The 13,856-nt window shown below is 53.7% G+C and carries 12 protein-coding genes and 1 riboswitch; of the genes, 10 read left to right on the top strand and 2 right to left on the bottom strand.

Annotated elements, in window-relative coordinates; all coding sequences use genetic code 11:
- Window positions 1–20: 20 nt before the first annotated feature.
- The 7 genes from BLT01_RS04555 (at window position 21) to BLT01_RS04525 (ending at window position 10,039) form a co-directional block, all read left to right on the top strand.
- Entirely contained in the window at window positions 21–539 is a 519-nt protein-coding gene (locus BLT01_RS04555) for a sigma-70 family RNA polymerase sigma factor (RefSeq protein WP_092095070.1), read from the top strand.
- Entirely contained in the window at window positions 532–1,836 is a 1,305-nt protein-coding gene (locus BLT01_RS04550; RefSeq protein ID WP_092095068.1) for a DUF4179 domain-containing protein, read from the top strand. The genes BLT01_RS04555 and BLT01_RS04550 overlap by 8 nt, the downstream gene beginning before the upstream one ends.
- A gap of 131 nt (window positions 1,837–1,967) precedes the next feature.
- Window positions 1,968–3,863 carry an ATP-dependent DNA helicase gene (locus tag BLT01_RS04545; protein ID WP_092095066.1) on the top strand — a complete coding sequence of 632 codons (1,896 nt, stop codon included), beginning with the start codon at window positions 1,968–1,970 and terminating at the stop codon, window positions 3,861–3,863.
- A 342-nt stretch (window positions 3,864–4,205) separates the two neighbouring features.
- Window positions 4,206–7,829 (top strand): dynamin family protein, encoded by a 3,624-nt coding sequence (locus BLT01_RS04540; RefSeq protein ID WP_092095064.1) that lies wholly within the window; start codon window positions 4,206–4,208, stop codon window positions 7,827–7,829.
- Entirely contained in the window at window positions 7,826–8,653 is an 828-nt protein-coding gene (locus BLT01_RS04535) for a sulfurtransferase (RefSeq protein WP_092095406.1), read from the top strand. Before BLT01_RS04540 ends, BLT01_RS04535 begins: the two co-directional genes overlap by 4 nt.
- Window positions 8,654–8,738: 85 nt before the next feature.
- A complete protein-coding gene (locus BLT01_RS04530) occupies window positions 8,739–9,443 on the top strand; it encodes a DUF421 domain-containing protein (protein WP_092095062.1) in 705 nt (234 codons plus the stop codon).
- Complete coding sequence (locus BLT01_RS04525) at window positions 9,440–10,039, top strand: metallophosphoesterase family protein (RefSeq protein ID WP_092095060.1); 600 nt, start codon at window positions 9,440–9,442, stop codon at window positions 10,037–10,039. The genes BLT01_RS04530 and BLT01_RS04525 overlap by 4 nt, the downstream gene beginning before the upstream one ends.
- Window positions 10,040–10,125: 86 nt before the next feature.
- Here the strand turns inward: BLT01_RS04525 and BLT01_RS04520 are convergent, their stop codons facing one another.
- The gene (locus BLT01_RS04520) at window positions 10,126–10,512 is read right to left on the bottom strand and encodes a reverse transcriptase-like protein (RefSeq protein ID WP_092095058.1); all 387 of its coding nucleotides are present in this window, start codon (window positions 10,510–10,512) and stop codon (window positions 10,126–10,128) included.
- A 95-nt stretch (window positions 10,513–10,607) separates the two neighbouring features.
- Here BLT01_RS04520 and BLT01_RS04515 point away from each other — a divergent pair, with 95 nt between their 5' ends.
- The gene (locus BLT01_RS04515; RefSeq protein ID WP_092095056.1) at window positions 10,608–10,796 is read left to right on the top strand and encodes a zinc-finger domain-containing protein; all 189 of its coding nucleotides are present in this window, start codon (window positions 10,608–10,610) and stop codon (window positions 10,794–10,796) included.
- A 41-nt stretch (window positions 10,797–10,837) separates the two neighbouring features.
- On the opposite strand, the gene BLT01_RS04510 is transcribed toward BLT01_RS04515, so the two are convergent.
- Entirely contained in the window at window positions 10,838–11,047 is a 210-nt protein-coding gene (locus BLT01_RS04510; protein ID WP_008296927.1) for a cold-shock protein, read from the bottom strand.
- A gap of 193 nt (window positions 11,048–11,240) precedes the next feature.
- Here BLT01_RS04510 and BLT01_RS04505 point away from each other — a divergent pair, with 193 nt between their 5' ends.
- Together BLT01_RS04505 and fabI are read left to right on the top strand one after the other, a co-directional pair.
- Complete coding sequence (locus tag BLT01_RS04505; protein ID WP_176765042.1) at window positions 11,241–11,963, top strand: gamma-glutamyl-gamma-aminobutyrate hydrolase family protein; 723 nt, start codon at window positions 11,241–11,243, stop codon at window positions 11,961–11,963.
- A gap of 125 nt (window positions 11,964–12,088) precedes the next feature.
- Window positions 12,089–12,868 (top strand): enoyl-ACP reductase FabI, encoded by a 780-nt coding sequence (fabI, locus tag BLT01_RS04500; protein ID WP_092095052.1) that lies wholly within the window; start codon window positions 12,089–12,091, stop codon window positions 12,866–12,868.
- A 197-nt stretch (window positions 12,869–13,065) separates the two neighbouring features.
- A riboswitch (FMN riboswitch) is annotated at window positions 13,066–13,201 on the top strand.
- The last annotated feature ends 655 nt before the right edge of the window (window positions 13,202–13,856 follow it).

Genomic DNA, 13,856 nt, shown 5'->3' with positions numbered 1-13,856 from the left:
ACAGGAAGCGGGGGTAGGCCATGGAAGAAAAAGAGCTGGTTGAGCGTTCAATAAGGGGAGATGCCGAGGCGTTCGTCAGTTTGATGGAACTGCATAAAACGTCGCTCTACCGCACGGCGTTTGCCTTCCTGAAAAGCGAGCACGCTTCCGTCGAGGCTGTTCAAGAAGTGACGGCGCGGGCGTTCCGCAACATCCGCCGGCTGAAAGAACCGGCTTATGCAAAAACATGGCTGACGCGAATCATGATCAATTACTGCCAGGATGAACTGAAAAAGAGAAGACGCGAGCCGGTGACCGACCTGATTCCGGAACGCATCGCCCAATCCGGCGATGAGCTCCTCATGCTGGAAGAAGCGCTCCTGGCCCTGCCGGACCCGTCGCGCCGGCTCATCCATCTGAAGTATTTCGAGGAGATGAAGATCAAGGATATCGCAGAAATCGAGGAGCTTCCGGAGGGGACGGTGAAGTCACGACTCCACAACACACTACGGACTCTGCGGGAGTTCATCAACGGGAAGGGAGGGCGTTCAGATGATTGATCGTGAAGAGGAGCGGCTGCGGCATATGAAGGACCGGCTGGATAAGATTCCTATTCCGGAGGAAGCGCTGTCCTGTGCGATCAGGGCGGGTGTCCGCCAGGAAAGCCAGGGGCGCACCCTGAAAAAGAAAGCGATCAAGATGATTTGGCCGGCGGCGGCCGCAGCGGTTTTGCTTTTGGCATTTGTCTTGTCAATCAGGATCTCGCCTGCATTTGCACAGGCAGTCTCCAGCTTGCCCGGAATGGCCCCGGTCGTCGAATTGATCCAAAACGACAAAGGCATGAAGGCGATCATCGACAACGAGTATTACGAAGAACTCCATGTGACGGACAATGACGGGTCTTTTACCATCACACTCAATGGCATCATCGCCGATCAGTCGGGGATGGTGATTTCCTTCACGGTGGATTCAGCGGCGGGATTAAAGGATCCTTTCCTGGAAACACCGGAGCTTTACCACAATGGCCAGCTGATCGAACATCGGGGAATCAGCTTCAACTATCCTTCAGATGACGGTAAGATAAGCAACGAGCAGCTGATCCATTACAATTTCGCCGAGCCCCTTGCACCGGATGTCACGGACTTTGAGCTGAGGCTCAAGCTTCGCGAAGGGGATACAAGTGTGTTCAGCTTGCCGTTTACTTTGAAGAAACCAATTGCCCAGTCAAAATCCCATCAGCTAAACCAGACTGTCACGATCGGCGGCCAAAAGCTGACGATCCGCTCGATTGACATTCATCCGCTCCGTGTCGAGGTGAACGTCATGGAGGATCCGGACAATACGATGGATATCCTTCAATATGAAGACATGCGGCTCGAAAGCGAATCGGGTGAGGTATGGAGCAGCATTTCCAACGGCATCACAGCGACATGGGAAGAAGACGGAAGCGAGACATACTTTTTGCAGAGCAACTTTTTCACACAGCCTGACCGGCTCGTGTTCCGCATGAGTCGCCTGCAGGCCCTTCAAAAAACCGAACAGCTGGTCGTCAATACACTTACCGGGAAAGTTCTGGAGACGCCGTCCGACGGAAAGCTGGAGGTGACGAAACTCTCACCGACATTGGTTGAAACAAAACTGAAAACAGGTGCTGAATTCGGCTATGGATACCTACGGGATGCAGTGGATTCAAACGGAAAGACGATTGATCTGGCTTCCGGCGGATCCTGGCAGATCGACGATTACAGTTACAGCGACCTCACTTTCAAGAACGGAGACTACTCAAATCCGATCACCATCCATTTCTTCGCCTACCCGAATTACATCGAGGGAGACGTCACCGTCCGTCTTGAATGAAAGGGACAACGGGTGGGAAGCATACACTTAAATGCTTCCCACTTTTTTCATGTCATGCTATACTCATAAAATCGTGCATTTTTCCGCCTGAATGGAAAAATGCTTTCATTACGTTTACAGGGGGCTTTCGATTGAAACAGGCGATTCCGTTTGCATTGGACCGGGAGCGGTCGTTTTTTGAGTCGCTCGACGACTGGATCGGGGATGTTTTGTACGATGAACTGACCGAGAAGGGGTTTGACCTCCGCGATGAGCAGGTGTTCATGGCGTTCAAGATCGGCCAGGCGCTCAAGGACAAATCGGTGTTGTTCGCGGAGGCGGGGGTCGGCACTGGCAAGACGATCGCCTATCTGCTGCCGGCGGTCGCGTATGCGCGGTACACCGGGAAGCCTGCAATTATCGCATGTGCCGACGAGACCCTCATCGACCAGCTGGTCAAGGAAACCGGGGACATCGGCAAACTGGAGCGGGCGCTCGATCTGAAGGTGGACGTCCGGCTCGCCAAGTCCCGCGAACAGTATTTGTGTCTGAAGCGCCTGGATGAATCAAAGGGTGTGACGGATGTTGCAGACGCCATCGATGCCAGCCTTCCGGACTTCGTGCGTGGCCACGGCTCGATGATGCGTCTGGATCCGTACGGTGCGCGCTCTGATTATCCGGACCTGTCCGACGAGGATTGGAACTCGGTCAATTATCATCCGCTTTATCAGTGCGGTTCTTGCGAGCTTCGGAACCGGTGCGGCCAGACGCTGCACCGGAACCACTACCGGGCATCGACCGACCTGATCATCTGCTCTCAGGATTTCTATATGGAACATCTTTGGACGAAAGAGTCGCGCAGCCGACAGGGACAGCTTCCGCTCCTGCCGGAGTCTTCTGTTGTTGTCTTTGACGAAGGCCATCTGCTGGAGTATGCTGCGCAAAAAGCGTTTTCGTACCGCGTCCAAGAGCGCACGATCGACACGGTGCTGTCCCGCATCATGGTCGACGGTGTGCGCGAAAAGACACTCGTCCTCATGGAGGCGCTGATTGATCACCACGCAGAACTGTTCCGCCTGCTTCATGAGGCGGCGGAAGGAGAGGGCGACCGGCGTGCCATCGTCCGATCCAAGGCAATCAGCGACCGCGCGGCAGCCGTCGTCAAGCTCGCTGTCGATATTCTGGAGGAACTCGTCTTCGATGCGGACCTTTATGTGATACCGGACTACGATCTGAAAATCGCCGAGGAATACCTTGAGCAATACATCCACTCGATGAAACTATTCGCGGAAAATGGTGAAGCGGTCGACTGGCTGGAAGATGAGAACGGCGAAGAGACGCTGGTTATCATGCCCCGGCTCGTGACAGACATGTTGGAGGAATTGATGTTTTCAAGAGAAATGCCGGTCATCTTCTCATCCGCGACGATGTCTGTGAATGGAGATTTCTCGTTCCTTGCAGGCTCACTCGGCATCCGGGATTACAGGTCTTTCTCCGTCGAGTCGCCGTTTGACTATGAAGAAGTGATGGCGATCCGTTTGAGCCGCGCTGCCGACAAGCCGGCCGAAGTCGCGCGGCTCACAGAAGACGGAATGCAGTCGCTCATCCTCTTCCGGTCGGAGGCTTCGATGGATGCATTCCGCAAAGCGGTGGGCCAGGATTCCCGCTACCTTTTCGAAGGGGACCGCGCGCTGTCGGCAATGGTCCGTGACTTCCAGGAGGGCAAGGCACAGGCACTCTGCTCCTGGCACCTATGGGAAGGGCTCGACATTCCGGGGGAGGCGCTCACACGCGTCATCATCCATGACCTTCCGTATCCTCCGGACGACCCGCTCTTTGAAGCGAAGCGCCGTTTTGCCGAAAATCCGCACCGTGACATCGATATGCCGTACATGCTCCTGCGTCTGCGGCAGGGCATCGGCCGCCTGATTCGGACATCCGAAGACCATGGCGACATTCAACTGCTGCTTGATGAAAATGAAATAAAGGCTGAGGAGGATATCCTAAAGGTGCTTCCCGTCCAGCCAGACAGTATGCCTTCCGTGTAATGCGGAAGGTTTTTTATTAAGTTGGAAAAGAGTGGGCCAGCTGCTAGGCATAGACCTGTTTCAGCAACACCCACGCCTGCTGCGGTTTCTGCATTCGCCGATTCAGTTTCGTCATTCAGGCGAATAGTTTCATCATTCATCCCGTTTCCCGAGGCCAATGACGAAACTTGCCGCTCCAATGACGAAACCGGATAGACGAATGACGAAACCAACCCGGGCTTTTCTCAACATCCCCAGACACTCCCGTCCTGCCTCATTCCCAATTCCATCCGCCCTGCCACGCCTAAGCAAAAAAATGATATGATAGCACAAGAAAACAGACGTAGAGGAGATATTTAGCCAATGGCGCAATTTGAACAGCATCACGAACCACTGATCCGGCAGGCTGCACAGCTGGCGGTCCTGTTCCGCAAAAACGGGGACCGGGAGCGCGCCGAGAAGGCGGAACGTTTTGCACGGAAACTGATGAGAAACGATTATATTGTCGGGTTTGCGGGCCACTTTTCCGCGGGTAAGTCCAGCATGATCAATGCGCTGACCGGTGTGGATATCCTGGCAACCGGGCCGATTCCGACAAGTGCGAATATCGTAAACGTCCATAAAGCAGATGATGATTTCGCGATCATCCACCGGACGGATGGCGCGCCGATCCGGTTCTCGGGTGAGGTCGACGTCCAATATGTGAAAGAGTTCTCGAAAGACGGACAGGCCGTCTCCGAAATTGAAGTCGGACACAAAGATTCCGAGCTTCCGGAGGGCGTGAAGGTGATGGATACGCCGGGTGTAGATTCGACCGATGATGCCCACCGCTTGTCGACAGAGTCATCCCTGCATGTGGCGGACCTCGTGTTCTACGTAATGGATTATAACCATGTCCAGTCGGGACTCAACTTCACGTTCACCAAGAACCTCATGACCTACAATGAAAATGTATACCTGATCGTCAATCAGATTGACAAACACCGCGAGGCGGAGCTGAGTTTTGAAGACTTCAGAACGTCTGTGCGTGAATCATTCGCTTCCTGGGGTGTGCACCCGAAAGGAATCTTTTTCACCTCGCTCCGTGAACCGGACCTTCCGAACAACGATTTCCAAAGAGTGAAGACGCTGGTCGCGATGTCCATCCATAATCGCGAGGAATCCCTCCGGACGTCGGCTGAGGGAACCCTCCGGAAGCTGGCCGATGAGCACATCCGGTTCCTCGAGGATGAGCGTGAAGAGCGGAAGTCGACTTATGCCGATGTCCTGTCCGAAGCGGAATGGCAACGCCGTGAGGAAATCAAGGAAGAAGCGGCCGATGCCTCAAGGCGGGTCGAACTGCTGTCGCCGGAGCGCTGGCAGGATGATTTTGAATCCAAGCGGAAAGATCTGCTGGAAAACGCAGGGCTTATGCCGTTTGAAGTCCGTGACCTCATGAAGGACTATCTGGAAGCGCAGTCCAAATCGTTCAAGGTCGGTTTCCTGTTCAGCGGGAAAAAGACCGAGGAAGAGCGGCAACATCGAGCTGATGCGGTTCTTGCCACATACCGGAAAACGGTTGATGCGCAAGTATCCGTACACCTCCGAGGCCTGATGAAGACGGCGCTCAGGGAAGCAGGGCTCCTGACGGACGAGGAAGCACTCCGGATTGATGGCATGACATTCGATGTGCCTCTTTCCGTCATTGAAAGCCAGGTGCCGCAAGGAGCGCTCGTTACAGGGGATACGGTGCTAAACTTCACGGAATCGGTCCGGCAGTCGACAATTCGCTGGTTTATCCGGGAAACCGACGGATGGAAAGAAGAGCAGGCAGCCCGGATTGCCGATGCCGCCAATGAGCGGACAGATTCCGAGCTCCAGCAGTCTTCCGTGCTCGGCAGGAAAGCCGATGCCATCCGGGCCATTGAAGAAGCCGATAACGAAATCGCCGATTTCCGTAAATCCCTTGATGCCCCGACTCCGGCATTGGCGAAGGAAGCCGGAGTGCTCGCCGAAAACTGGGAAGCCAGGGAGCGGACGATGAGGGAGTCGGTGCTCGAATTCGACCCGTCGATGGCACCTGACAAGGAAGAGGAACAGGGGATAATCGAACAAGATACCGAACGTGAAGAAGCCGGCCATGTCGATACGGAAGGCGCGATCCGCCAGGCAAGCATGATCGCAGAGAAAGTCAGGCCGATACCGGGCTTCCAGGAAACTGCGGATTACCTGATGCGGAAAGCCGACCGGCTCGGCAAGCAGGACTTTACAATCGCCTTGTTCGGGGCGTTCAGCGCCGGCAAGTCGTCGTTCTCGAACGCCCTGATCGGGGAATCGGTGCTTCCGGTGTCCCCGAATCCGACAACCGCCGCAATTAACCGCATCCGGCCGGCAGACGAGCGCCATGTAAGCGGCACTGCGGATATCCATCTGAAATCGGCGGACGCCATGACAGAAGACGTCACACGCGCGTTCGCCCATCTCGGCATGACCGTGCGCTCGCTCGACGAAGCGTTCAGACTAGCTGATGAGGCAATCGGCAAGGAAGACATCGAAGACGGAAAGCAGCTGCACCGCTCGTTTATCCGTGCATTCCGCGATGGCTATCCGGAGCGGGGCATGCTGCTCGGCCAGACGGTCAATGTGGAGGAAGACGAGTTCCGCAAGTATGTTGCCGAGGAAAGCCGAAGCTGCTTTGTCGAATCTATCGATTTCTACTATGACTGCGAGCTGACACGGCGCGGCATCACGCTTGTCGACACGCCTGGCGCAGACTCGATCAACGCCCGTCACACCGATGTCGCATTTGAGTACATCCGTAATGCGGACGCGATTTTGTTCGTCACTTATTACAATCACGCATTTGCGGCAGCAGACAGGGAGTTCCTCATCCAGCTCGGCCGGGTGAAAGACGCGTTCGAGATGGATAAGATGTTCTTCCTCGTCAATGCGATCGACCTCGCGGCAAACGAAGAGGAAGCGGATATGGTCAAACAATATGTCGGCAGCGAACTCCAGCGCTTCGGCATCCGAAATCCGCGGCTCTATGGCATCTCGAGCCTGCTCGCCCTGAAAGAAAAGCGGGAACAGGCGGATTATCACTCCGGCATGCCGGACTTCGAAGAAGCCTTCCACCGCTTCCTTGGGGATGAACTGAGCGGTCTCGCGGTCCAGGGGCTCAACGAGGAAAGCCGAAAGACTGCGGAGCGGCTCGGCGATCTGATTGAGCGCACCGAGCGGAACCGGTCCAGGAAAGCGGAGAGGATGGAAGAGCTCCGCCGTTTCGAACAGGAACTGCGGAAGCGTTACGCACAATCGGCTGCGCCGGTCATCCTGAACGATTCCAAGGCTGAACTGGACGAGCTGATGTACTATGTGATCCAACGCGTGTTCTTCCGGTTCAATGAGTTTTTCGGCGAAGCCTATAACCCGGCGACATTTGCCTCAAAGCCCTCCAGGGAAGCCCTTGCCATCGCGTTGCGTGAAGCTCTGGACGCCGTCGGTTTCGACATCGTCCAGGAAATGAAGGTCACCGACTTCCGGCTCATGAACTTCACCATCCGGAGGCTTGGCATGCGGTATGTCGAAGAACAGCGGAAGCTCCGTGACTTGGACCCGATGTTCTCTCTGACGCCGTATGAGCCCAAGGACAAGGAAACCCTCACATTCCCGGCGGTTTACCCCGATCCGGAAAAGCACGCATCGGTCAATCGTCTGTTTAAAAACGACAAAGACTTCTTCGAGGGCGGCGGACGTGACAAGCTGCGGGATGCACTTGAAACTGCAGCTAGGAAGGATGCGGAGGTCTATATGGAGAATGAGAAGAAACGGATGATCGAAGCCTTTACCCAGTGGACGGAGCTGGAGGCGGAAGGTCTTCGCCAGCATCTGCTGCACGGCGCGCTGGCCCGCATCGCTTCCGAGCGGGAAGTGCTTGAGAAGACTGTGAATCTGCAGGAGTGGAAAGAGGTTTACGAAGCCATTTGTGAATGGGAGGGTTCCAGGTGACGGACGTGTTCAAGTCGGTTGACGATTTGTCGGAAGGCTACTACAAGCTGATTGATGCCAGGTTTTCGCTCGGTGATTCGGAAGCGGGCAGAAAAGCCTATCTGGAAGGCCATATATCAGGTGCGGTTTACTGGGATCTCGAAAAAGACATGTCGGACATGGCATCGAAGAACGGACGCCATCCGATGCCATCCCGCGAGCAACTCACGGAATTGTTCCGGCGGAGCGGCCTGTCCCTGGATGACCGGATTCTCATCTATGACGGGGGCGGCGAGCCGTTTGCCGCACGCGCTTATTTTTTGCTTCGCTACGGCGGATTCACACAGGCTTTCATCCTGAAGGAAGGGTTTGAAGGCCTGCGGACAGCCGGTTATCCGGTCGATGCCGAGCCGTGCCGTCCGCAACTTTCGGATGTCAAGCCGCAATGGCAGGAACACATTCTGGCATCCAGAGAAGAAGTGAAGAAGGTATCGGAAGGCCGGGAAGAGGGCGTTCTGCTTGATGCCCGCGCTTCCGGGCGATTCCGCGGGGAACATGAGCCGCTGGATCCGGTAGCCGGACACATTCCAGGCGCACGGAATTACGACTGGACCCGACTGAAAAAGGGGAGTTACTTCGACACAGGAGAAACAGTGGAGCAATCTCTCATGGAATCTGTCGCCGACCATGAACCGGTGACGGTATACTGCGGAAGCGGTGTGACAGCCGCTCCGCTTTTCGCCATGCTGGACCATGTCGGGCAGAAGAATCTCCGCCTTTATGTCGGCAGCTACAGCGACTGGGTGAGTGATCCCGACAACCCGGTAGAGAAAGACAGTAATTGAAGCGGCACTCTTTGCCAGATTCAGATAGGCAGGAATAGGGTATCTACCGTGATGATAAAAGAATTATTGTCACGGAGGGATTGCTTTGGACTATTTGCTGATTTCAGCGAAACTGGTGATTGGAATCGTATTCCTGTTAGTCATCATCCGCCTTCTCGGGCGGAAAGAGCTCGCAGAGATGACACCATTCGATATTGTCTATCTCTTGATTTTTGGAGGGATTCTTGAAGAATCCATCTACGACGAAAAAATTTCAATTTTGATGCTGATATTTTCCCTTATTTTGTTCGGCCTTCTTGTATTCATCATTGAAAAGTTCGCGGAAAAGTCGGATAAGGCAAGGATTGCACTCATGGGAACACCCGACTATATCATCAAGGATGGCAAACTTAATATTAAGGAAATGGGCCGGAACATGTTGGAAATGGAGCAGTTGCGGATCATGCTCCGCCAAGAGGGCATCTTCTCGCTGCGCGAGGTGAAAGACCTGGTCATCGAGCCGGGCGGTTCTGTCTCGGTCAATACATTTGCCAAGTATAAGCCGGTTACTGTCGGCGACCTGAAAATTGATAAGGCGGAAGAAGATCCTTCCGTCTTGCTGATCGATGGCGGGTTCCTCAAAGAGGACATGCTGAAATTGGTCGGCAAGGACAAGCAATGGCTCCATGACCAGCTCTCAGAAATGGGTTACCACGACATAGACCATATATTATATTGTGAATGGTCCGAGACAGAAGGTTTTTATATTAATACGTGTGACGATACGATCGATGCCGGGGGTAGAGAATGAAGTACGCATTATTGGGAGACATCCATTCATCCGTGGAAGATTTGAAGGATGTTTTGAATGATATCAAAAAACAGGCACCGGATGCTGAACTGATCGGCACCGGTGACCTGTTTGAGTGCATCATCAGTAAGAAGCGGGCGCCATTCGAGCGATTCAACAAGCTGGAGGATGTGATGCTCTATTCAGATGAGCTGATCGACATGTTGTCTTTTCCATCCGTCAGGGGAAATCAGGAGGAGCGAATTGAGCTGATCACCGAGTCAGATGAGCCGCTCCTGCGCAGAATCCGGATGATGGAAGAGAGAATCCTCATTGAAAAAACAGCCGAGGTGATCCACGGCCACCAGTGGAAGTGGGGAGGAGACCCGTGGATGCCAGTTTTCCCGGAAACGGGGCCGGATCTCATCTTCTACGGCCACAGCCACGATTCCGGGCTGACTATTGACCGCCAAATGGAAGAGGTCGGTTTCGGTGTTCCGTATAGCGTCAGGAAAGGACGGACATTCGTGAATGTGGGTGCGGTTGTAGGAGACCGTAACTGGGTTTTATACGAGGCAGACAAGGGAACCGTCACATTCATGAAAGTAATCGGCTAAAAAAACGGAAGCAGGCCCAGTGCCGACTTCCGTTTTTTATTCTGTTCTTCGGTGAATTTAGCTGATATGCCGGGCCATACTAACCATCACTTCCTCCGGATGGCGGCTCTGGCAAGCGCATCTGCGGCCCGGTTCTGGCTGTCGGGAATCCACTTGATGAAAAAGAAATCAAATCCGTCAGCGATTCGGAGCGCACGCTCAAGCATATCCATATGTACAGGGTTTTTCGCATAGCGCTTTTCGACCGCGCTGACGACAGCCTTGGAATCCGAACGGACTGACACCAACCCGGAAGTCAGTTTCGCGGCTTCTTCGACACCTCTGACAAACGCCCGGAATTCGGCGGTATGGTTATCAAGGTCTTCGAGTGGTTCCGACACTTTGACCTCATGTCCTTCGCCGCGGATCAGCACCCCGATGCCGGCAGGGCCCGGATTTCCTGCTGCTGCGCCGTCTATGTACACTTCAAGCACCCAAGCACCTCCTTTTTGGGGGGCCGGACAACCTGCTTGAAATGGAAGCGGGAAGCCGGTACAATGTGGGAATCAGAAAACTGGAGTGAACGCTGTTGAACAAAATGAACCTGATCCAGGATATCGATGAACTGCTGGACCAATATTGCGACGGCTGTTTCCTGAAAAAACAACTTCGGACGGAAAAGGGAAAGGCGACCGCCCACCGCTTCTGCATCAAGCAATGCACCGTGGGGGAACAGCTCCGCTTCCTTGGTTCAGAACTAAATAAACTCGGCCAATGAAAATCCCGCTCTGCGTCTGTGCAAAGCGGGATTTGTGCCTATCATTGCGCGTCTAATCTTACGACATTTGCCGCCTGGGGGCCGCGGTTGCCTTCCACCACTTCGAACGAAACCGTTTCACCTTCGTCCAGTGTCCTGAATCCTTCACCGGTGATGCCGGTATGGTGAACGAAGACGTCCTCGCCATTATCGAGTTCGATAAAACCGTAGCCCTTTTCGTTGCTGAACCATTTCACCTTGCCCTGGTACATGCCCATCCCTCCAAAGCGCAAATGTCTTTGTCCAGCATGGCCGGAACTACCCTTCAATATACATGAATTGACAAAGAGCGTCAATGGACGCATGAATACTCTGAGGAATCAGGATATTTTTTCAGGTTTGGAAGGTCCCCTGAATAGGGAACGAAATACTATACCTATCCAAATGAAAGTTGAGTTGACGCATATGAAACCGATTATCGGCATTACCGCACAGCAGCAGGAGAACTTGTACGACTATAAAATGCAGCCCGTGTATCCTGAGGTTGTCATTCAGGAAGGCGGCATTCCGATCATCATTCCGATTGTTCCTTCCGAACACTTGGACGACGTGCTGGACCGGGTGGACGGCGTCATCATGACAGGCGGCTGGGATATCGATCCGGACCTTTACGGAGAGGAAACGATGCCGGAAACAGGCCAGATCAATTTCGAGATGGACGAATTTGATTCTTCGGTCATCAAGAATGTGATGGCAAGGGACATGCCCTTTTTTGGGACTTGCCGCGGCGCACAGATGCTCAATGTCATGACCGGCGGCACGCTTTATCAATGCATCGAAAAGCAACTGGATGAGCCCCTCAAACATTTGCAGGAGCATGGCCGTGAACATCCTGTACACCACGTTGAGATTATCGGCGGTGAAATCCTCCCGCCACTTTATCCCGGCGGCCGGACACGTGTGAATTCGTCCCACAGACAGGGGATCAAGACGGTCGGAGAAGGGGTGGAAATTGCGGCACAGTCACCTGACGGCCTGGTGGAAGCCATTGAAATGCCGGATAAGCGCTTTGTCCTTGGCACCCAATGGCATCCGGAGAACTTCGCGCTCAAGGGACATGAGCCATCGAAATCCATTATCAAAGGATTTATCGAAGCTGCTGCGGAGTACAAGAAAAGCAAATCATGATCCCATGTGCACCGGGTATCCGGTGCTTTTTTTATTTCTACTGCACCCCGATCCGTTATCCTGTGCTATACTCTCATTAGCACCAGATGCTAATGACTGGTATTAATGTCCGGGAGGTTTTTTGAATGGGAGATTTGCTGAAACTTGAAGGTAAAAACATTGTCATCATGGGCGTGGCGAATGAGCGCAGCCTTGCCTGGGGTGTTGCCAAGCAACTTTACGAGACGGGGGCGAACCTGATCTTTACAAACCGCCAGGAGCGGTCGCGGACAAAGCTTGAGAGGGCGCTCGACAAAGAAGGATACGAAGCCCGCATGATCGTCCAGTGTGATGTAAATAATGATGAAAGCGTCAGGGAGGCTTTCCGCACAATCGGTGAAGAAGTGGGAACCATCCACGGAATCGTTCACTCTGTCGCCTTTGCGAAAGGGGAAGACCTGAAAGGAGACTTTGTCGAGACATCCCGTGACGGCTATGCATTCGCACAGGATACAAGTGCCTATTCCCTGGTGGCGGTCGCACGGGAAGCGAAGCCATATATGACAGATGGCGGCGCCATCGTGACCATGACCTACCTGGGAGCGGAACGTGTGCTGGACGGCTACAATGTCATGGGCGTTGCGAAAGCGGCACTTGAAGCCTCGGTCCGATACCTTGCCAACGACCTTGGAAAGGACGGCATCCGTGTCAATGCAATTTCTGCAGGCGCCATCCGTACGCTCGCGGCAAAAGGAGTCCCTTCGTTCAACACGATTTTGCGTCAGATCGAAGAGACTGCGCCGCTTAAGCGAAATGTCGATCAGCGCGAAGTCGGCGACATGACCGTCGCGCTTCTTTCAAATATGGGAACAGGCGTGACAGGTGAAGTCATCTATGTCGATAGCGGCTATCATATTATGGGCTAATCCTATTAGACCTTTAACCGGAAAGCAAACGAGCTTTCCGGTTTTTTACGGAACCGTCCATTTGCACCATGGCCTCCGTTATTGCAGCAAGAGATGCCGGCATTTTGTCTGGTGTGTGTGTAGTCTAATCGGCATCCTTCCAATTTCCTCTTGCGCATCCCCGTATCCTATGAAACAATATCTGTATACTTGAATAGGCAATCCTTCGGGGCAGGGTGAAATTCCCGGCCGGCGGTGATGGGCGCATGCCCTCAGTCCGTGACCCGTATTCGTACGGTGGACCCGGTGCAACTCCGGGACCGACAGTGAAAGTCTGGATGGGAGAAGGAGCCGCGTCTGAACACACCTGTGTCCGACGTTTATTTAGCTATGTTTTTTGCCCCGTATCGTTTTTTGATGCGGGGCTTTTGCATGCTTGCGGCACGATGGCTGATTTTGAAAGAAGTGAAAGGAGCCCTGTTTTTTGACTGATGATTCCCGTAATATTCCAGCGCTGTTGTCCGTCGAAGCAGGCCGGATGCACTTCTGGACAGATCCCTGGCTTCGTTGGGCCCGTGACTGTCGGAAAATTAGATGCTTATTGAAAGCGGACAATGTTCAATATTCTTCCGTCCGTACTCTCCAGCTGCTTAGAAGCCCTTTTTACAAAAAAACCTTCTGCCGTATTAGCCGGCGGCAGGATGTCAGCTTTTGCAGGATTCAGCCGCTGCAATCATCTAGCATGCAAAGTAAGATGCCCGATCAGAAGTCTTCATGTTCTGTCGGGAAAATGACCAGCCTTCACACCCCCCTCTTCTGACCTCCCGTCTGCCCCGCGGAGGAAAACATCCCATTCAAGTCATGAAGGACACGGCTCTCCTGATGCCGGTCCCATCCAACACCAATTAGAACCGCAATGCCGAAGATCATTGTCCGGCCGGAAGCAGCAACCGCACCAGGTTGAAGGTCTGTCGTGGATCTCTATCCTGCTTGTCTTTATAGCTGTCCG

It is taken from the genome of Bhargavaea beijingensis (assembly GCF_900101985.1).
Taxonomy (GTDB): Bacteria; Bacillota; Bacilli; order Bacillales_A; family Planococcaceae; genus Bhargavaea; species Bhargavaea beijingensis.
This window is presented reverse-complemented; position numbering and strand designations above follow the sequence as displayed.